This is a genomic window from Vagococcus allomyrinae (assembly GCF_017829975.1).
Taxonomy (GTDB): Bacteria; Bacillota; Bacilli; order Lactobacillales; family Vagococcaceae; genus Vagococcus_D; species Vagococcus_D allomyrinae.
This window is the reverse complement of sequence record NZ_JAEEGA010000013.1, coordinates 54973-74067: the sequence shown is the minus strand read 5'-3', so window position 1 is coordinate 74067 and position 19095 is coordinate 54973. Positions and strand designations below refer to the sequence as shown.

The window sequence follows — 19095 nt, the reverse complement described above, 5'->3', positions numbered from 1 at the left end:
AAACTACGATATAGAGAAAGTTTTTATACTTTCCTATAAAGTAGGAAAAGAGCCGCCAGCTTTCACTGGCGGCTCTCCTTTATGTTACTCAGCCACTTTATAGGCCCATCGGTAATCGTAGTGAGCACCTGCTGGATGAATGGCAATCTCTTTAATTTTAGCCGTTCTCAAATGCGCTTCCGCTTTTTGATAAAGCGGAATAACGCCCATCTCTTCCATTAAGACTTTTTCCGCCGCTAGTAGATTATCCCAACGAGCTTCTGGTTTTAAGACATTAACTGTCGCTGATTCGAGGGCTTCTTTGTCATAGTTTTCATTGGAAAACTTCCCCCGGTTATAGGAGTCCTCCGTCCGAAACAGCTCAATAAAGGTAATCGGATCAGCGTAATCAGCACTCCAGCCCCCTAGAACCAGATCAAACTCCCCTTTATTGCTACGATCCAAGCGGACCGTAAAGGGCACGGGACTCACCGTCACTTTAACTCCCTCCAGGTTTTCTTCAATCGCCCCTTGAAGGTATTCCACCACTTTTTTAGAGGAATCATTATCAGAAGACAAGATATCCAACTCTAAACGATCAATCCCTAATTCCTTTTTCGCAACTTCCCAATACGCCTGCGCCTTCTTGGCATCTAAGGTTAAAAAGTCGCCATTTTCATCTGCAAAATCTTTTCCTGATGTTGGATTGACCGACATATCAGAAGGGATTAACCCACGGGCAGGAACCGAGCCATCCCCTAAAATGTCACGGCTCATGGCTAAACGATCGATGGAATAAGAAAGCGCCTTGCGCAAATTAGCATTCCTAAAGACCGAATTTTCTTCCCGCTGGTTCATTTCCAAATAAAAACTGGACGCCAACTTCTCAATTACCAATTCCGGGTCATTTGCCATCTGTTGAGCTAACTCGCCAGTTAAAATAACATCCTCCAACTCACCGCTTTGATAGAGATTTAATGCAGTCGAACTCTCTTTGACCACGGTGACATCTATGCGATCTAATTTGACATTTTGCTGATCCCAATAATGCTCATTTTTAACATAAGCCCAATCCATGTCCGTTCCCGGACCATCAAAATCCGCTAGCACAAAAGGGCCATTATAGACTGCTTTTTCACTGGAAGTAGCAAACTCTTTGCCAAACTTCTCGACAATTTTCCGATTTTGTGGGAAATACTGTTTAAACGCCAGCAAGAAATTAAAATATGGAACTGGCTTTTCCAAAACAATTTCCAACTCATACTCGCTTACCGCCGTCACTCCCAGCTCTTTTTTATCTTTTTCACCTGCTGTAATCGCTTCAGCATTTTTTAAAGGTGAAAAGATCGAGGCATACTCTGACGCCGTCTCTGGGTCAACCGTCCGCTGCCATGAAAACACATAATCATCGGCGGTCACCGGATCACCATTGGACCAGGTTGCTTCTTTCCTCAAGTCGAAACGATAGGTTAAGCCGTCTTCACTGGGCTCCACCACTTCCATCGCCCCAGCAGCAATCGGCTGACTATCTTGATCTAGGCGATAAAGGCCTTCATAAGTAGCAGTCAACACTCTAGCGGCGATGACATCTGTCGCTAAAGAAGGGTCGGCAGATGGCAACTCCTGTTGTTCCACCACTTTAAAGGTCTGTTCGACCGTCACTTCCTGATCACTTGAATCTGTTCCTGCCTTTTCCCCATCATCATTTGTTCCGCAAGCGACTAACACCATTACCAACACCGTTAAACAACTAAAATAAATACGTTTTTTTAACCCCATGGTTTTGTTCCCCCTAATCAGGTCCAGGAGGCCCACTACGCCTCCTTAGCAACAACAGATTGGCACAACGAACACTACATTTTATTAACACACGCTTTACGAACCTAGCAACCAAACTTCCCCAGATGACTGCCACAACTTGCAACATTTCCAATTTACCGTAATCATAATTTATTTGGTTGAAAATTGCAATAACTAACGAAAAAAAAAAGACAGAAATCACTTTAACCAGCGACTTCCATCCCAATCATGGTCAACTCTTTTGACATGTCGATAGACTCTTTCAAACTCAAACCAGTTCCCCATTCATCGACATGGTGAACTGCCACAACATTCGGCAAATGCTTGTAGATCATCGCTTCCACATCCGCATCGCTCGGTGCATTTTTTAAAATAACTAGTCGTTCAATCGACGCTCTTTTGGTCGTTGCAAACGCAACATTAAATATGGTCACATCTTGCCATCGTTCTTCAATCCTCATCTTATCACCCGCTCATTTTGATAAGTCAATCATAACACAGGCCTTCATAGGACAGGCGTCAGTCTTTGCCTGTTACTCTGCAATATTTGATTACTCACCAAAATACTTATAACCAAGGTGCTCATAGGCGATTTGGGTAGCGACACGTCCGCGAGGCGTCCGCTTAATAAAACCTTTTTGAATTAAGTAAGGCTCGTACATATCCTCCACCGTCTCCATCTCTTCACTAATGTTAACAGCCAAGGTGCTTAAGCCAATCGGACCGCCTTGGTAGAGCTCGATCATCGTTCGCAAAATCTTTTGATCCACATAGTCCAGCCCTTCGTGGTCCACCTGCAACATTTCTAAAGCTTGGTCGGCTATCTGCCGATTCACTACTCCGTCACTTTGGACCTGGGCGTAGTCCCTAACCCTTTTTAACAGACGGTTGGCAATCCGCGGCGTCCCACGGGAGCGACGAGCAATTTCATAAGCCCCATCATCGACGATTTCCGTGTTAAAAATATCCGCTGTCCGCAACACGATTTCTCGTAAATCTGCTGTTTTGTAATATTCCATATGGGAGACAATCCCAAAACGATCTCGCAACGGGGCCGATAACATCCCTGCTCGCGTTGTCGCCCCTACTAAAGTAAAAGGGGGCAAAGCAAAATGAACCGGATGAGCGGTCGGTCCCTGTCCGACCATGATGTCCACATAAAAATCTTCCATAGCAGAGTACAACATCTCTTCGACTACCCGTGGCAAGCGGTGAATCTCATCGATAAACAACACATCGCCAGGTTCCAATTCATTAAGCATCGCCACTAAATCACCAGGTCGCTCAATCGCCGGCCCGCTGGTCGTGCGAATTTGAACCGCCATTTCATTGGCGATGACCATGGCCATCGTGGTCTTTCCCAGACCTGGCGGACCATAAAGCAGTACGTGGTCCAGCGACTCTGAGCGACTCCGAGCAGCCTGAATGTAGATACTCAGCTCCTGTTTCACCTTGTCTTGTCCGATGTACTGAGATAAGCGCTGAGGCCGAAGCGAGGTTTCAATCACCTCTTCTTCAGGAGTCGCTTCACCTGCTAGCAGTCGTTCTTCTTCTGTCATCTCACCTCAACTCCTTTATTTTTTCATTAACAGTTTCAAGCCGTGACGGAGATACCCATCGGTCGTCTCCGCCTCAAGGGATTCAAGTTCTTTGCTAATTCGCTTGATCTCACGCTCGCTATAACCTAGAGCAACCAAGGCTTCCAACGCTTCTTCCAACACGGTATTTTGACTTTGCGACTCATTTGCCATCGCCTTAACTGCTAGCTCACTCATGGCCAAATCGCCAAGCTTGCCTTTCAAATCCAAGATCATCTGTTGAGCCGTCTTTTTGCCCACACCTGGAAACTTCGTCAAGTATTTAAAGTCTTCCGACTCCACCGCATTAACTAAACCGCCATGATCGTCGCCAGCCATGATAGCTAAAGCACTTTTAGGTCCGATACCAGACACGCTGATCAACTTAATAAACAACTGCTTTTCTTCCAAGCCAGCAAAACCGTACAAGGTCAGAGAATCCTCTCTCACTGCCTGATACACGTAAATTAACACCTCTTTGCCAAAATCGACTGAATGGCGAAAGGGGTTAGCTACAGCCACTTGATACCCGATGCCGGCTGCTTCTACCACAATATAATAAGGACTGATATGGGTGATTTTCCCACGAATATATTCGTACACACTTTTCTCCTCCAGTATCCACGGCTCAGGCTTTGTGCCATATATGAGCACATGCGTTCCCTCTGATTGTACCATAAAACCATCAGAGAGAGAACGATTTACCTAGGAAACTTGTTCTCATCGGCGACTTTTTGCATTTTTTGCGCTAACATACTCGTTGACATACCCTGACTGCAAAACAAATAAACTTTCTTTTTCATTCCGTCACTTCCTTTATTTTATTCTATCGGTTGCTTAATCCTTTTTTCATAAGCGGCTAACCACTCTTCTGTGATCGGTTCAATCACTGTCGTGTCATTCTGGCCCATTTTAGCAAAATAAATAGCTGGGGCCGCAGATTCATTTGCCACTGAGAAGGTAAAGTCCACATTAGTCGCCACGCCCCACTCTCCTTTTAGGTTCATACAAATCAGTGAAAAGGCACCGGCTTTACCATATCGCTTCCTCAATTTGTGATGAAAACCGTAGACCGCTTTATCTGCCGCAGCCTGTGGCGAAAGTCCTTCGCCCATTAAGCGGACAATCTCGTAACTCAAGCAGCCCTTCATCAAGTCTTCACCAAGACCCGTGGCCGTCGCTCCACCAATCTCACTGTCGACATAAAACCCTGAACCTGATAAAGGGGAGTCGCCAACACGACCGGCTTTCTTCATAAATAAACCGGAACTTGACGTCGCAACTGCCATGCTGCCCGACAAATCAAGGCCGATAACGCCGACCGTATCATGACCATCATAAGGGTTCAAATTGTTCTTTTTAACCTCATCTAGCCGTAACTCCCACGTCCGACGAGCTCGCTCAGTCAACATATTGCCACACTCAAAACCAGCCAGTCTGGCAAATTTTGTGGCCCCTTCGCCCACGCGAAAACTATTAAATTTCTGCTTGCTCAAAGCCCTGGCCACCGATACAGGGTTTTTAGCATCCACAATGCCAGCCACCCCACCAATCTCAAAGGTGTCCCCATCCATAAAGGCCGCATCCATCTCCAGAATTCCCTCTTCATTTGGCAGACCACCATACCCAACTGACTTATAGTATGGATAATCTTCCACTGCTTTGACACATTCTTCGATTGCATCACCTACTCGTTTATTTTCTTGTAACATCTTGGAAGCCGCCACGAGACCATCGTGGACCATCCGCCAAGTCCCAATAATTCCCCACGTCATTTTACCACTCCACTCTAAGGTATATACCGCTCCCTGATTGAATAAACACTATCTCAACCGATTAACAGGAACCGTTTTCAAAAATATTATACCTCGTTATTTCGTTTTTGTATATACTAAAAATAAATAATAAACAACTAAACATTCAAACAGAAAGACAAACCCCTAATAAATGCGATATAAAAGCAATTAATAATTGTAATTTTAGTATATACTATATGAATAAATTGAAAAATTTGTTATAATCTTTAGTATAGTCCTTCGTCCCTTTAGATCGGTCACTGAACAAGTGGCCATGGGCACCATGGAAAAAACACGACGGAAAAGGAGCCTTTCAATGAAAAAAAAGAAGTTAAACGCCTATGAAGAAGTGGTCAATGCCATCATCCAAAACATTCACTCTGGAAAATACCCTAAAAATCAAAAGCTCCCCTCTGAATACGATTTGGCAACTGAATTCGACGTCAGTCGCTTGACCATTCGCAAAGCCATTGAAGAATTGGTCAAAAACCAAATTCTTATTAAAAGTAAAAGTCGAGGCACCTACATCATGGCTCACGATAAAATTCAAAGTGGTTCTAACGGGTTACAAGGATTTACAGAATCACTGACTAAATACGGCATGAAATCCAATACAAAGGTCATTGAATTAAATGAAATTTTTGTGCCAACCAGTCACTACATGGCCCTTTTTAATTTACAGGATGGGGAAACCATCTATACGGTTAAACGAGTCCGCTATGCCGACGGTGAGCCAATGGTCATTGAAGAGATCACCGTCCCAGCTAAATACGTTCCCCAATTGACCAAAGAAAAGGCCGAATCTCAATCAATTTTCAGTTTAATCGAAGAAGTCATTGAAATCGGTTACTCACAACAGGAAATTGGCGCCATCTTAGTGACCGAAGACATTAGCCCGTTATTAGACGTTCCCATTGCTGAACCGCTCATCCATGTTGAATCAATGACGTATTCAATCGAAGGCCATCCTATTTTAACGGACACCTCTTATTACCGAGCAGATAAGTACACCTTTAAAAACATCTTACAACGAAACAGTTAGGAGAAAACCATGACTCAACAACAGATCATCCAGGCCGTTAATGAGTGCCAGACTGAATTTTTAACTGCCTTAAAAAAGATTATGGCCATTAACAGCGTCAAAGGACCCGAAACAGACGGCGCCCCCTTTGGAATCGGGCCAAAACAAGCCCTTGATGCCACCTTGAAGCTAGCTGAAGCGCTGGGATTCAAAACAGGGCTGGTCGGCAACGCCATGGGTTACGCCCAACTCGGCACCAATGATCAAGCGTATATTGCCGTCGTCGGCCACCTTGATGTGGTTCACGAAGGAACAGGTTGGCATTACCCACCTTTCGATTTAACTTTGGATCAAGGTGTTTTATACGGTCGCGGTATTTTAGATAACAAAGGACCGATTCTCAGCAATCTTTTTGCCTTAGCCGTCTTAAAACGCCTCGATGTCCCCTTAAGCAAAACGATTCGGATTATTTTTGGCACAGATGAAGAAAGTGGCTCAGCTGACGTCCCCCTGTATTTACAGACGGAACAGCCACCACTTTACGGCTATACACCTGACTGTAAATACCCAGCTGTCTATGGTGAACGAGGCGTTGTCGCCTTTGACATTATCACTCACCTGACTGACGGCAGTCTCCAACAACTCAAGACCTTTAAAGGAAACTTTGACCGTAGTGCTGTACCAGACAGTTTAACTGTCCAGCTGACCAAGGAGTCACAAATAAGACAGTACACAGGAAAAAGAGCTCCCAGCAATGCTCCAGAATTAGGTCTCAACGCCTTGACCCTTTTCGCCCAAGAAGTCACTGACCAACACTTGTTGACTGGTCAGCTTGGCGACTATCTGGCTTGGTGCAGCGCAGCCCTCCATCAGAAACATTACGGCGAGGGCCTCGGTATTGATTTTGCAGATGCTGATTCTGGCGCCTTGATCCTCACCCCTTTTAACATGAGCTTAACAGGGGAACAGTGCCAACTGAGCCTGTCGGTTCGCTACCCGATCTCCATTAGCGAGGAAACCGTCATGAAAAAGGTCAGCCAACAGCTACCTGCCAACAGCCAAATTAAGCTGACTCGGCGAATGCCTTCAACAGTCTTTCCCAAAGATCATCCGATGCTAGCGGTCATGAAAGCAAGTTATGAGTTGCTCACAGGTTTAGATGGCACACCTGTCACCACGACTGGTGCGACTTATGCCCGAAGCATGCCGAACATCGTAGCCTTTGGGCCCTCTTTTCCTGGACAAAAAGGGATCGCTCACAACAAAGACGAATACATGAGCCTCAATGACTTGATGACCAACATGAAAATCTACGCCCTGACACTGGCGACGTTAGCCAAATAAACAGACAAAAAGGACCAAGCTTCTCTCCCGAGCTTGGTCCTTTACTGATTTCATTTGATTTAGTCAAAATCATTTTCAATTAAAACGATGTACTCCTTAATCACTTTGAAAAAAGCTTCAATTTCATCTACCGAACATTTTTCCAATAACTGATCCAGCGTTTTGGCAATGTCAATCGTGTCATATAACTTATGAGCTTTGCTTAACTTTAATCCCTCATCCGTCACATACAGTAAAAAAGTTTTCCCACTATAACTGGCTTGTTCTCTTTTAACAAAACCTTTCTCAATCAGTTTAGACACCGTTTGAGAAATTGCTCCTTTGGTTTTGCGCCAATAAGTGGCCAATTCACTGACGGTTGTTCCGGGATTTTCTTCGATAAAGGTAATCGTGTGAGCTTCTATCATCGAAATCAAATCTCCTGTGCCGTAATCATGTTTGGAAATAATGTAATTGTAGTACAGCATGACAAATTGATAAATATTATTATGGCGATGATTTAATTGTCTAAATTGATGGTCAATCGTCTCCTCTGACACTGGAAATTCTGACTCTTTTTCTGCCATTCCCTAGCCCCCTATTCGTCATTTTACCTTATCTGCATTATGTCACACCCACTATTATTATTCAAATACCTTCGCTCAAAAGAAAACAAAAATAGTTTAGACCCTAAAACATTTACCAAAGAAAGCGTTGACAAAACGACGCCTAAGAGGTACTATACATTTAAACAGTTTAGGCCCTGAACTATTTAATTTGAAACAAGAAAAAATTCAACACTGAAAGCGAGGAACAATTAAGATGAAAATGACCGATTTTGTAAACGAGTACGCAGTGGACCGATTAAAGACCAACTCATTAAAATGGGATGCCTTAGACGTTAGATACGGGGATCCTGACCTAATTGCAATGTGGGTGGCAGACATGGAATTCAAAGTTCCCAAAGAAGTACAAGCCGCCTTAAACGACCGCGTCAATCACGGCGTCTTTGGTTACTCCTACACGCCTGATTCTTATTACCAAGCACTTATCAATTGGCAACAAAAACGCCATCACGCAACCATCCAAAAAGACTGGGTCCGCTTTTCAACTGGCATCGTCACAGCGCTTTACTGGTTTGTTAATATCTTCACTAAAGAAAATGACGCTGTTATGATTCAAACACCTGTTTATTATCCCTTTCATAATGCCGTTAAAGATAATAATCGGCAACTCGTGACCTCTGAACTAATCAACACAGACGGGTCTTACACGATGGATTTAGCCGATGTTGAAGCGAAAATCATCAGCGAAAAAGTCAAGCTGTTTATCCTTTGTTCGCCACATAATCCAGTCGGTCGAGTTTGGACCGCCACTGAACTGGAAGCCTTATTGGCGATCTGTCATAAACATCAGGTGCTGGTCATCTCCGATGAAATCCATCAGGATATCGTTCTAGGAAATCGGCAATTTATTTCCAGCCTTTCCATCGCCAATGGAAAGTATCAGGACAATTTAATCGTCTGCTCAGCACCCTCAAAAACCTTTAACCTAGCTTGTCTCTTAAATTCTCATATCATTATTCCAAATGAGAGTATTAGAGCCCATTACGACGTGGAGACCAATAAAATCAATCAAACAGAAACTAGCATCATGGGTCAAATCGCTTGCGAAGCGGCTTACACGCATGGTGAAGACTGGCTTGAAGGCCTGCTATCTGTGATTGAATTCAACTTTAACTACTTAAAAACCGAATTAAACCAACATGCACCAAAGGCCATCGTCACCGAATTAGAAGGCACTTATCTGGCATGGATTGACCTGCGGGCTTATGTTCCAGTCGAAGAAACCAAACACTTTATCCAAGATAAATGTCGCTTGGCTATCGATTTCGGTGAGTGGTTTAGCGATGAATGCCAGGGGTTTGTCCGCCTTAATATGGGAACTGACCCTAAATATGTGAAAGCCGGTATTGCCAACATTATCACTGAAATCCATCAGTTATAGAAAGGAATCTTCCGATGACACTACTAAAAAATTACAAGTCCTCATTCATCCTGCTAGGAGGCATGATTATCGGTTCGCTGATCGGCGCCGTCATGGGACCTAAAGCAACCATGTTTATGCCCTTAGCCAATCTATTCCTAAATCTACTCTACTGCTGTATTGTGCCGATGATTTTTACTTCCCTCGTTTCTGCCATTGCCAATATGCAAAGCACTAAAAAATTAGGCAAAATTCTGGGAATCATGCTCGGCTTGTTCATTCTGACAGGAATTATCGCTGCCGTCTACATGCTGATTGTCACCATCCTGTTAAACCCAGCGAAAGGTGTCAATCTCAACCTAACTGAAACTATGGACGGTGGCAGTGCCAACGCCGATTTTTTTGCCATGCTAACCGTTGATGACTTTAATCTTCTTTGGAGTCGCCAAAATTTAATGGCACTGATTGTTTTCACGATGATTTTCGGCATCGCCACTTCCTCATTAGGAGAAAAAGGCAAACCGCTTGTCGCCTTTTTTGATGCCTTATCTGCTGTTATCATTAAAGTCGTTGGCTATGTGATGTACTTAGCCCCTATCGGCCTTGGCGCCTTTTTTGCCAGCTTAATCGGCGAACAAGGTTCTCAAATTGCTGGCCCTTTATCCCGGGCCCTCATCATTTTCTTACTAGCCTCACTGGTTTACTATTTTGTCTCCAATACACTATTCGCGTTGATCGGTGGCGGAAAAGCAGGTTTGGCCGCTTTTTGGAAACACATCATTCCACCAAGTCTAACATCACTTGGAACCTGTTCGAGTGCCGCTACAATTCCAACGAATCTCATCGCTGGGAAAAATATCGGCTTGTCCAACGAAATTAATAACTTAGTCATTCCCATGGGGGCGAATTTACATAAAGACGGCGCTGTCTTGATTCAAATCCTTAAAATTGTCTTTATGTGTGAAATCTTTGATGTCAACATTCTGGAACCGCGTAACCTCATAACGGCCATCGCCATTTCTGTTTTAGCCTCATGTGTCATGGGTGCCATTCCAGCAGGTGGCTACACTGGGGAAATATTTATCATGTCAGCCTTTGGTTTCCCAGCAGTGGCCATGCCCATCATGGTCTTAATCGGAACAATTACAGACGCTCCAGCCACCGCCATTAACAGCACTGGTGATGTGGGCGTTGGCATGATCATTAGTCGACTGATCGAAGGAAAAGGTTGGATGAAACAGAACCTTGCTATGGAGAAAGAAGAAAAGATGATTACTCCAGCTAAAAACGTCAAACTTAGTTAGCCAACCTGAGATACAAGCTTCGAAGCCTCAAGTCTCTCCTATGCCCCAATTTCTAAGCCCATAACTTGGCCAGAATAACGACAAACTTAAAAACCCCCGCACAATCGACTGTTTCGATTGTGCGGGGGTTAATAAATTGCCGTGTCTTCACTTCATTCCAATCTCGTCATTCGCTAAAAGTTGAAGCGTCTCTTTGATCGGTTTAATTAATCAAATAAAATCTTGTAGTCGCCGTACCCTTGCTGATCTAGTTGACTCACTGGTACAAAACGTAACGCCGCACCATTGATACAGTAGCGCAAACCACCAAATTCTTCTGGACCATCATTAAAGACATGGCCTAAATGAGAATCAGCTGCACTGCTGCGCACTTCCACACGAGCTCGGCTTAAGCTTAAGTCTTCCAGCTCTTTAATCGTCGCAATCGGCTTCGTAAATGAAGGCCAGCCACAACCAGCGTCGTATTTATCTTTAGAAGAAAACAGCGCTTCGCCACCGACGATATCGACATAAATCCCTTCTTCATCAAAAGCATCATACTCACTACTAAAGGGCTGCTCCGTGCCACTTTCTTGCGTCACCTGAAACTGTAACGGGGTTAATTTTTGACGTAATTCATCTTCTGAGGGTTTCATTCGCAAACCTTCTTTCCTAGTCTTGGAATTTAGCTAACATCCGTTTGACTTGAGCTATCGGAAAACCAACAATCGCATAATAATCGCCTTTAATCCCTTCAACCAACAGTGATCCCTGACCTTGAATGCCATAAGCTCCCGCTTTATCCAAGTGTTCACCAGTGGCAATATACTCACGAATTTCATCATCGGTTAAATCAAAGAAGGTCACTTCTGCCGAAACAATCTGCTGTTCAATTCGGGTTGGATTCATCATGTAGACACTTGTATGCACCTGATGTTTTCTACCACTTAGTTTGCGCAACATTTCGAAGGCTTCCTGATCATCTTGCGGCTTCCCTAATATTTCATCGCCAACTACTACGATTGTATCACTCCCAATAACTAAATTGTGAGGATTTTGCTTGCAGATTAGTTGAGCTTTCTTTTGGGCCATTTCAAGAACATAGTCCAAGGGGGTTAGTTCGCCGATAATACTTTCGTCAATGTCCGCAGGCATCGTTTGAAACTCCTGGATAATTTTAGCCAGCAACTCTTTTCTTCTTGGTGATTGTGATGCTAATATAACGGTCATCTTTCATCCTTCTCTCTCTAAAAAATTATCTAATTGGCTCCTAAATGGTGTGCCGTATCTAAATCTAAATTTATGCTACCGTTGCTACTATACTCCTATGTCGGCCAAAAATAAAGGGTTTTTAAGAGATATTGTGAAAAAAAGCATTAACTATAAGTTTTTATTAATCGTCGCTTTCAGTACTATAAAAAAACTGATAATTTTTTTCACGAACAAAGCCGATTTTTTCATACAAGCTCTGAGCAGGCAGATTTGTCGCTGCCGTTTCCAAAAGAACGCCTTTACTTGCCATCCCCTGAGAAAAAGCCAAGACTTCCTCGATCAACCCTTGAGCCACACCTTGACGACGTGCCTTTGGGCTAACATACAAATCGTTTAACAGCCATTGCGAGGCCAAGCTGACTGAAGAAAAACAAGGATAGAGCTGGGTAAACCCTACTACCTGTTCATCCAGAATGGCCAACCAAATATACGATTCCTGATTTTCCATTCGCTGCCGTAAAAAAGCTTCTCCCCCTGCCAAATCACTTTCTTGCTGATAAAACACTCGATACTCATCAAACAACTGACTCAATTCCGCTAAATCCTCTAATTCCGCAATCACTATCTCCATCTTCTGCTACCTCCTTAAGATCTTTTCTCCATTATATCATCCTAGGCCCTTAAGTTGAAAAAGTCGACCACAAGCTTAAAACAAACAAAACAACCGAAAAACTGTCGTGATATCAGTTTCTCGGTCATTAATGGATGTATATAGTCAACACCTTCAGCTCGCACTGAGAACGTCCTTTACTTTGTGTCACTTGCCGACTGAAGTAGCTTGCGAAAAACTTTACTTGGATTCCCTACCTCGTAGTAGATAGCCAGTTGATCACCTAGTCGACTGGCTAGTGGGACGTAAATTCGATTAGTTGAATTGTAGACTTTATCGTCGATTCGATAGCTGAAGATAGCCTTTTTCCCATTAGCATACGTTTGGGTCTCAGGCCCCATTGTGTATAATTCCACAATCGTTCCCACTACTTTTTCTTTTTTAGGTATTATACTCACCAAAATCACCTACCTTTTTAACCATATTATAGCACATTTCGTAAAACGCTATCAAAGTCTCCCCAAGGTCTCTGACCAACTCGGTAAATCGGACTCATCATTTCCCTCTATATAGTTCCCATTAAATAATCATCCTTTACCGTTAAACTTTCAGCCAGAAAAAAGCTGAAAGTACCACTCTTGGCGGATGATTATGCGCATTATTCAATGGAACTATCTGTTTGATTATTTAACAGGATGTATATATTAACAATTCTGAAACAATTCGCAAACATTTCTCACACATTACTCCTCTAAACTAAGCTTAAGATGAAGTTGTTCACTTAGATGAGGAGGAGCCATGTCAGCCAAAAAAGCAAGCCCATTCACACAAAAACTCACGGCGATCAATCAGGAGATGTCGCAGCAATTTAATAAAAAACACAGTCGCTCGTTACGAGTTGCTAGTGCCTCTGGCGCCCTGAACTTTTTGGTCGGGAGTGGCAAGTTAGTACTAGGTTTATTATCACTGTCCCTGATTACTTGCGTCAGTGCCTTTTATACCTTTGGCATGGCCTCAGGAAAATACATGATCCTGAGAGGCAGTTTAAAACCACTTGAAACGCAGTTCCGCTACTATCGTTATTCAGGCATTATTTTAATCATCACCAGTTTATTGTACAGTGCTTACTCCCTTCATTTGCTAATTGATCCCGTCACAACCACCTATGATATGAATGTGGCATTGATTATCGCAACTTTCACCTTTATTGAAATTGGATTGGGAATTCGCGGGGTTATCGTTGAACTAAAAAATCACAGCCTGTTAATTCACGGACTCAAGATGATTAATTTAGCCTCAGCCCTTGTCTCACTGGTTTTAACTCAAACAGCCATTCTCTCTTTCAGCGACAGTCAGACTAGCTTACACCCCACAGCCAACGGACTATTTGGCGTATTAATGGGATTTTGCTCCGCCTTTCTTGGCTGTTTAATGCTCATTCGCATTCACCGTCTAGAAAAAAAGCAAGCAACAAAAAAACAGGCTCCTAAATAGTTCCCGATTAGCTCGTGGCCTATCAAGTGAGCACTAACCTTAAAAGGAGTCATTCAATGATTAATATATTAGTAGTAGAAGATGACGTTAACTTAAATCAGATTGTTTGCACCTATCTAAATGATCGGGGGTACGTCGCCAAGGGGTGCCTCAATCCCAGCGAAGCCTATGACGTCCTTTACAATAGCCTCTACGATCTGATTATTTCAGATATTATGATGCCAGAGATCGACGGCTTTGAATTTGCCAAAACCGTTCGCCAATTAAATCCAACGATCCCCATTTTGTTTATGTCCGCTAAAGACGATATTACCTCGAAACAAAAAGGATTTAAACTAGGGATTGACGACTATATGGTCAAGCCGATCAACATGGATGAGTTGGTCATGCGCGTAAGCGCCCTTTTACGTCGGGCTAACATTATGGAAGAACGCACCTTAACCGTCGGCAATTTATCGATGGACGCCGACGCTATGAGCACCATGATCGACGAAACAGAAATCGCCCTGACCTTGCGGGAGTTCAACATCCTTTACAAATTGTTGTCTTACCCCAAAAAAACATTCTCAAGAGCCCAATTGATGGACGAATTTTGGGGAATGGATAGCTCCACTAGCTTACGAGCCGTCGACGTTTACATTACTAAATTGCGGGACAAATTATCAGCTGGAGAAGGCTTTGAAATCGTGACGGTCAGAGGATTGGGCTATAAGGTGGTGCTAGCCTAATGAATGAAACCAAACAAACCGATCCTCGTGTGAAATCTAACGGAGGACCGTTTCTAAATGTGATCGTCATATTCAGCGGCTTAGCCGCCCTGACAACGGGGCAAATGTTTATCTTACAAAAATATTTAGACTATGACCATCTGCCGAGCCCTTACGTGATCGCGATTGTTGTCTATTGGCTCTTTGTGGCCATCTTGCTAACCATTTTTATTCAGGGTCGTTTTAAACAGAAGTACCAACGCCCTATGGAAGAACTGGCTGCTGGTACCCGTAAAGTAGCGGAGGGGGACTTCTCCGTTTACATTCCTCCAAGACACTTACCTGCGAAATGGGACGCGATCGATGTCATCTTCGCCGACTTTAATGTGATGGTAGAGGAATTAGGCAGCATTGAAACACTCAAAACTGATTTTTTCTCAAATGTCTCCCACGAAATTAAGACGCCCTTATCGGTGATTCAGAACTATGCTGAAGCGTTAAAATTAGACACAACTAGCCCAGAACAAAAAGAAAGCTATCTTGAGACCATCATTGACTCTTCTGCTAGACTGGCCAATTTAATCACCAACCTTTTAAAGTTAAACAAACTGGAAAAACAAACCTTACAACCTGTTCCTGACCCTTATGACCTTTGTCGGCAACTGACGGACTGCGCGTTGAATTACGAAGAGTGGTGGTCCACTAAGGAAATTGAATTTATCGCTGAGATTGACGACTATGCCACGATTGAGGCCGATGCCAGTTTACTCGAATTAGTTTGGAATAACCTCCTTTCCAATGCCATTAAATTTTCTGAGCCAGGGGGGACCGTCACGATGACCCAAACTTCAACAGCCAATCAGGTGATTGTTTCCATTACGGATAGCGGTTGTGGCATGAGCGACGACACGCTGAAACACATGTTTGATAAATTCTACCAAGGAGATAGTTCCCATGCAACCGAGGGAAATGGCTTAGGACTGGCATTAGTTTTACGGATCTTACAATTGATGGGCGGCACCATCGCTGCCACCAGCAAACTCCATCAGGGAACAACCATGACCGTCAGGCTACCACTTCAACACAACATCAATAAATAACAAAAGTAAAAACAGGGAAAGGCGGAAACTGCCATGAATCAGGTCGTCAAAGAAGGTAAGGATTTTATTGGCTATGAATACAAAGAAATTATAACCGAACAAGAACGAGCCTCATTGTACCTTGATGGGTACAGTCATTTTGGTTGGGTGCCCGATGACAACTTTCAAGCTACCATCACCAAAGGACGCATGACTCTCAACTTAAAACGAGACCGCAAAATAATCAACAAAGCTGAATTAACTCGGCTGCAACGCCACTTTGAATCCTGTGTAAATGAGTTGGATAAAATCCAAAAAGCAGCAGCCTTCTCACCAAAGATGTGGGCGATTTTGATCGGCCTGATCGGAACCGTCTTTATGGCTGGGTCAACCTTTGCCGTAACAGCCGACTCGCCAATGATTCTCTTATGTATCATACTCGCGATTCCCGGCTTTATCTGCTGGGCCATTCCGCCCATCGTGTATAATAAACTTCTCCACAAAAAGAAGACGCAGATCGAGGAAGCCATCGAACAAAAATACGACGAAATAGACGAAATTTGCGAAAAGGGCAGTAAATTATTATCATAGAGCATTTCTGCTAAGCCATTCAAGAAGACTTTTTCTTGGGTGGCTTTTTTAACTAAATTAAGTCGAAACATTAACGAATTAACATAACCGAAACACTACTTAAGCAAAAGACAAACATCTAGCCTTTAAGATAAGGGTATAAGTTAGTTGGGCATCAACACAACCTAGTTGGTGTCATACAGGAACTATCTAAACTAAAGGAGTGTTAAAAATGAACGGATCAACCACAACAGAACAAGACAAAATCACCGCCATTCGTACCCAATATCTAGCGAAAGGTGAAAACAAATTATTACAACTCAAACAACTAGATCGTAAAGTCAAATTGCCCGCAAAATTAACCAGTGGCGTAGTAGCAACCGGAGGCGCTCTTCTATTAGGCGCAGGCATGTCACATATCATGGTGTGGGAGAATATGACGACCGGACTTACCATGGGAATACCAGGCTTACTCCTAGCCCTCCTATCCATCCCCCTCTATTCGGTGGTCTTGTCCAAACAGAAAAAGAAATACACAGAAGACATCATCGCCTTATCAGATGAACTATTAGCCCAAGATTAACAAAACACAAACCTAACACCATTCAAAAGGAGAGAGAAACCATGACTGAAAAAAACGAAAGCTTTGTTGGCTACGAATACAAAGAAATCACAATCAAAGGAAACTTGGAATCCATTTACACCGATAACTATCGTAACTTTGGCTGGGAATTGGAAAAAAGTTCGATTCCGCCTAAAGGCTCCTCTTACGTCACCTTAAAATTTAAGCGAAACCGCAAGTTGCGAAATAAAGCCGAAATAACCAAAATGCAACGCCAATTCGAACACACCATGGAAACCGTTGGCACATTGGAACAAGCCAAAGTCTTTAAAGCTGCATTAGCGGCTTATATCGTCGGTGTCATCGGCACGGCCTTTATGGCTGGCTCAGTCTTTGCCATTACAGCTGGTTCAACGATCTTATGCGTCATCCTAGCAATTCCAGGTTTCATTGGCTGGATTGCGCCTTACTGGATTTACCGAGCAATCAACCGTCGGAAAACCGCTGAAATCAATCCAGTCATTGACGAGAAATACGATGAAATTTATGATCTCTGCGATCAAGCCAACCAGTTATTACAGGCCTAGTCGCGTTAATTAACCATACAAGGAGGAGACAAACATGAGTAGTACGATCGTGGCAGTGATTGTAGTCATCGCTATTATAGCAATCGTCGCATTTGCTGTAAAAAAAGCGAAAAAATAAGCGATTATATAGTTCCCATTAAATAATCATCCAATGGAACTATATGTTTGATTATTTAACAGGATGTATATATTTGTTATTCAATATAAGAAAAAGTTAACTAACAAACGATTAGGGCCCCGATGCTTCTTGCTTTAGCGGGCCCCAGACTCATCGATTAGAGGAGGAATGACAGATGTTAAAATTTGGTATTGCAGTTGCTTGTGTTGCTGCTGTTAGCTTCATCGTTGCCAAGAAACGTGCTCAGAACTAACCATTAAAAGGAGGAACACTTTATGAATACTGCTGTCGTTATCGCGGTCATTGTTGTCGTTGTTGTTTTGGCAATTATTGGCTTTTCAATTAAAAAAAGAAAATAGAACACATGCTTTCAGCTGACACCTGGGGATATCCGATTGGATATTTCAGGTGTTTTTAATTTGTGGTTAACTTTATTAAGAACCTTGGTTTCCATTTAGCCAGTGATGCTCTTGACTTGAAGTTTACTCCAAGGTATATACTTATATTTCCGTTGAAGCTCACTCAAGAAAGGATGATATATCATGAACAGCTATACTGTTGTTACAGGCGCTAGCTCTGGCATTGGTCGAGCAGTTGCCATCGCATTTGCCAACCGTCAGAAAAATTTAATTTTAATCGCACGCCGAGAAGATCGGCTACTTTCCTTAAAAGAAGACATTCTCACGCAACATCCTCAATTGAACATTATCATCAAATGTTGCGATTTAACAGACCAAAAAAAATGTTTATCCCTCTATCAAGAACTTTCAGCCTACTCACTTGAAACATGGATAAACAACGCTGGGTTTGGCCAATACGCAAACATCGCCACACAGTCACTCGAGTCGATTATACAGATGCTACAGCTTAACGTAGAAGCCTTGACCTTATTTAGCAGCTTATTTGTTCGCGACTATCATGATGTTCCTGGAACCCAATTAATCAATGTCTCATCTTCTGGTGGTTACACAATTGTGCCCACTGCTGTGACTTACTGTGCCACTAAATTCTACGTTAGTGCCTTCACCGAAGGCCTTTCTCATCAACTGATAAAAGACGGCGCAGCTCTGCGAGCCAAAGTGTTGGCTCCCAATGCCACAGAAACTGAATTTGCTAATGTGGCCAATGATGTAACGGACTTTAATTACAAGACTGGGTTTAACCGTTATCACACAAGTGAAGATATGGCAACTTTCTTACTAGCCCTTGTATGATAGTCAAGCCGTTGTAGGACACGTCAATTATGACACATTTGAATTCGAATTAACAAAACCTAAGTTTAATTACCTCCAGATTCACGACGATCAACGCCGCTAAAAAAACGGAGTGACTGAAAAAAATAACACCATATCCGCTTTTAACTTCTTACCAAAACAAAGCGGATAGGGTGT

At 43.1% G+C, this 19095-nt stretch carries 21 protein-coding genes and 1 pseudogene; 11 read left to right on the top strand and 11 right to left on the bottom strand.

Annotated features, from left to right (window positions below):
• Nucleotides 1-84: 84 nt before the first annotated feature.
• The 6 genes from I6N95_RS18215 to I6N95_RS18190 form a co-directional block, all read right to left on the bottom strand.
• Nucleotides 85-1758, bottom strand: coding sequence for a peptide ABC transporter substrate-binding protein (locus I6N95_RS18215; RefSeq protein WP_209530708.1), 1674 nt, complete (start codon nt 1756-1758; stop codon nt 85-87).
• 224 nt (nt 1759-1982) lie between these two features.
• The gene (locus tag I6N95_RS18210; protein WP_209530706.1) at nt 1983-2240 is read right to left on the bottom strand and encodes a hypothetical protein; all 258 of its coding nucleotides are present in this window, start codon (nt 2238-2240) and stop codon (nt 1983-1985) included.
• Between the two features lie 90 nt (nt 2241-2330).
• Nucleotides 2331-3338 carry a Holliday junction branch migration DNA helicase RuvB gene (gene ruvB, locus I6N95_RS18205; protein ID WP_209530704.1) on the bottom strand — a complete coding sequence of 336 codons (1008 nt, stop codon included), beginning with the start codon at nt 3336-3338 and terminating at the stop codon, nt 2331-2333.
• A gap of 15 nt (nt 3339-3353) precedes the next feature.
• Entirely contained in the window at nt 3354-3959 is a 606-nt protein-coding gene (gene ruvA / locus I6N95_RS18200) for a Holliday junction branch migration protein RuvA (protein ID WP_209530702.1), read from the bottom strand.
• Between the two features lie 98 nt (nt 3960-4057).
• Nucleotides 4058-4159: a PTS sugar transporter subunit IIB gene (locus I6N95_RS27510; protein WP_283808995.1), complete on the bottom strand. Its 102-nt coding sequence runs from the start codon at nt 4157-4159 to the stop codon at nt 4058-4060.
• An 18-nt stretch (nt 4160-4177) separates the two neighbouring features.
• Nucleotides 4178-5131, bottom strand: coding sequence for a glycosylasparaginase (locus I6N95_RS18190; protein ID WP_209530694.1), 954 nt, complete (start codon nt 5129-5131; stop codon nt 4178-4180).
• A gap of 337 nt (nt 5132-5468) precedes the next feature.
• On the opposite strand from I6N95_RS18190, the gene I6N95_RS18185 reads away from it, so the two are divergent.
• Together I6N95_RS18185 and I6N95_RS18180 are read left to right on the top strand one after the other, a co-directional pair.
• A complete protein-coding gene (locus I6N95_RS18185; protein WP_209530691.1) occupies nt 5469-6194 on the top strand; it encodes a GntR family transcriptional regulator, LSA1692 subfamily in 726 nt (241 codons plus the stop codon).
• Between the two features lie 9 nt (nt 6195-6203).
• Nucleotides 6204-7517, top strand: coding sequence for a Sapep family Mn(2+)-dependent dipeptidase (locus I6N95_RS18180; protein ID WP_209530684.1), 1314 nt, complete (start codon nt 6204-6206; stop codon nt 7515-7517).
• Nucleotides 7518-7576: 59 nt separating this feature from the next.
• Here the strand turns inward: I6N95_RS18180 and I6N95_RS18175 are convergent, their stop codons facing one another.
• Nucleotides 7577-8083 (bottom strand): MarR family winged helix-turn-helix transcriptional regulator, encoded by a 507-nt coding sequence (locus I6N95_RS18175; protein WP_209530682.1) that lies wholly within the window; start codon nt 8081-8083, stop codon nt 7577-7579.
• A 235-nt stretch (nt 8084-8318) separates the two neighbouring features.
• Here I6N95_RS18175 and I6N95_RS18170 point away from each other — a divergent pair, with 235 nt between their 5' ends.
• Together I6N95_RS18170 and I6N95_RS18165 are read left to right on the top strand one after the other, a co-directional pair.
• The gene (locus I6N95_RS18170; protein ID WP_209530680.1) at nt 8319-9503 is read left to right on the top strand and encodes a MalY/PatB family protein; all 1185 of its coding nucleotides are present in this window, start codon (nt 8319-8321) and stop codon (nt 9501-9503) included.
• A gap of 14 nt (nt 9504-9517) precedes the next feature.
• The gene (locus tag I6N95_RS18165; RefSeq protein ID WP_209530679.1) at nt 9518-10786 is read left to right on the top strand and encodes a dicarboxylate/amino acid:cation symporter; all 1269 of its coding nucleotides are present in this window, start codon (nt 9518-9520) and stop codon (nt 10784-10786) included.
• Between the two features lie 206 nt (nt 10787-10992).
• Here the strand turns inward: I6N95_RS18165 and msrB are convergent, their stop codons facing one another.
• From msrB to I6N95_RS18145, 4 genes are all read right to left on the bottom strand, one after another.
• A complete protein-coding gene (gene msrB, locus I6N95_RS18160) occupies nt 10993-11421 on the bottom strand; it encodes a peptide-methionine (R)-S-oxide reductase MsrB (protein WP_209530677.1) in 429 nt (142 codons plus the stop codon).
• Nucleotides 11422-11437: 16 nt separating this feature from the next.
• Nucleotides 11438-11995, bottom strand: a complete 558-nt coding sequence (locus I6N95_RS18155) for a Maf family protein (RefSeq protein WP_209530675.1) — start codon at nt 11993-11995, stop codon at nt 11438-11440.
• A gap of 163 nt (nt 11996-12158) precedes the next feature.
• Nucleotides 12159-12608, bottom strand: a complete 450-nt coding sequence (locus I6N95_RS18150) for a GNAT family N-acetyltransferase (RefSeq protein WP_209530673.1) — start codon at nt 12606-12608, stop codon at nt 12159-12161.
• A 176-nt stretch (nt 12609-12784) separates the two neighbouring features.
• On the bottom strand, nt 12785-13045 hold the full coding sequence (locus I6N95_RS18145; protein WP_209530671.1) for a hypothetical protein: 261 nt from the start codon (nt 13043-13045) through the stop codon (nt 12785-12787).
• 340 nt (nt 13046-13385) lie between these two features.
• Here I6N95_RS18145 and I6N95_RS18140 point away from each other — a divergent pair, with 340 nt between their 5' ends.
• From I6N95_RS18140 to I6N95_RS18110, 7 genes and pseudogenes are all read left to right on the top strand, one after another.
• Complete coding sequence (locus tag I6N95_RS18140; protein WP_209530669.1) at nt 13386-14081, top strand: hypothetical protein; 696 nt, start codon at nt 13386-13388, stop codon at nt 14079-14081.
• A 56-nt stretch (nt 14082-14137) separates the two neighbouring features.
• A complete protein-coding gene (locus I6N95_RS18135; protein ID WP_209530667.1) occupies nt 14138-14809 on the top strand; it encodes a response regulator transcription factor in 672 nt (223 codons plus the stop codon).
• Nucleotides 14809-15888 (top strand): HAMP domain-containing sensor histidine kinase, encoded by a 1080-nt coding sequence (locus I6N95_RS18130; protein WP_209530665.1) that lies wholly within the window; start codon nt 14809-14811, stop codon nt 15886-15888. The genes I6N95_RS18135 and I6N95_RS18130 overlap by 1 nt, the downstream gene beginning before the upstream one ends.
• Before the next feature lie 33 nt (nt 15889-15921).
• On the top strand, nt 15922-16458 hold the full coding sequence (locus I6N95_RS18125; RefSeq protein ID WP_209530663.1) for a DUF2207 domain-containing protein: 537 nt from the start codon (nt 15922-15924) through the stop codon (nt 16456-16458).
• Nucleotides 16459-16669: 211 nt separating this feature from the next.
• Nucleotides 16670-17020 (top strand): hypothetical protein, encoded by a 351-nt coding sequence (locus tag I6N95_RS18120; protein WP_209530661.1) that lies wholly within the window; start codon nt 16670-16672, stop codon nt 17018-17020.
• 41 nt (nt 17021-17061) lie between these two features.
• Entirely contained in the window at nt 17062-17586 is a 525-nt protein-coding gene (locus tag I6N95_RS18115; protein WP_209530660.1) for a hypothetical protein, read from the top strand.
• Nucleotides 17587-18246: 660 nt separating this feature from the next.
• Nucleotides 18247-19021, top strand: a pseudogene (locus tag I6N95_RS18110) (SDR family NAD(P)-dependent oxidoreductase).
• The last annotated feature ends 74 nt before the right edge of the window (nt 19022-19095 follow it).